We start from the raw sequence: 1,234 nt of genomic DNA on the forward strand, positions 1-1,234 counted from the left end.
AGGGAACGTTCTGTTTATAAGACCCAAGGTCTTATATTCCGTTAAAATCCTTAGAAAGGAGGTGATCCAGCCGCACCTTCCGATACGGCTACCTTGTTACGACTTCACCCCAATCATCTGTCCCACCTTCGGCGGCTGGCTCCTAAAAGGTTACCTCACCGACTTCGGGTGTTACAAACTCTCGTGGTGTGACGGGCGGTGTGTACAAGGCCCGGGAACGTATTCACCGCGGCATGCTGATCCGCGATTACTAGCGATTCCAGCTTCACGCAGTCGAGTTGCAGACTGCGATCCGAACTGAGAACAGATTTGTGGGATTGGCTTAACCTCGCGGTTTCGCTGCCCTTTGTTCTGTCCATTGTAGCACGTGTGTAGCCCAGGTCATAAGGGGCATGATGATTTGACGTCATCCCCACCTTCCTCCGGTTTGTCACCGGCAGTCACCTTAGAGTGCCCAACTGAATGCTGGCAACTAAGATCAAGGGTTGCGCTCGTTGCGGGACTTAACCCAACATCTCACGACACGAGCTGACGACAACCATGCACCACCTGTCACTCTGCCCCCGAAGGGGACGTCCTATCTCTAGGATTGTCAGAGGATGTCAAGACCTGGTAAGGTTCTTCGCGTTGCTTCGAATTAAACCACATGCTCCACCGCTTGTGCGGGCCCCCGTCAATTCCTTTGAGTTTCAGTCTTGCGGCCGTACTCCCCAGGCGGAGTGCTTAATGCGTTAGCTGCAGCACTAAGGGGCGGAAACCCCCTAACACTTAGCACTCATCGTTTACGGCGTGGACTACCAGGGTATCTAATCCTGTTCGCTCCCCACGCTTTCGCTCCTCAGCGTCAGTTACAGACCAGAGAGTCGCCTTCGCCACTGGTGTTCCTCCACATCTCTACGCATTTCACCGCTACACGTGGAATTCCACTCTCCTCTTCTGCACTCAAGTTCCCCAGTTTCCAATGACCCTCCCCGGTTGAGCCGGGGGCTTTCACATCAGACTTAAGAAACCGCCTGCGAGCCCTTTACGCCCAATAATTCCGGACAACGCTTGCCACCTACGTATTACCGCGGCTGCTGGCACGTAGTTAGCCGTGGCTTTCTGGTTAGGTACCGTCAAGGTGCCGCCCTATTTGAACGGCACTTGTTCTTCCCTAACAACAGAGCTTTACGATCCGAAAACCTTCATCACTCACGCGGCGTTGCTCCGACAGACTTTCGTCCATTGCGGAAGA

1 rRNA gene is annotated in these 1,234 nt (G+C 53.9%); it reads right to left on the reverse strand.

Annotated elements, in window-relative coordinates:
* Nucleotides 1-54: 54 nt before the first annotated feature.
* Nucleotides 55-1,234, reverse strand: a 16S ribosomal RNA gene (locus ACFULT_RS27180); the annotation flags it as partial.

It is taken from the genome of Rhodococcus sp. NPDC057297, from assembly GCF_042667435.1.
Lineage (GTDB): Bacteria > Actinomycetota > Actinomycetes > Mycobacteriales > Mycobacteriaceae > Rhodococcoides.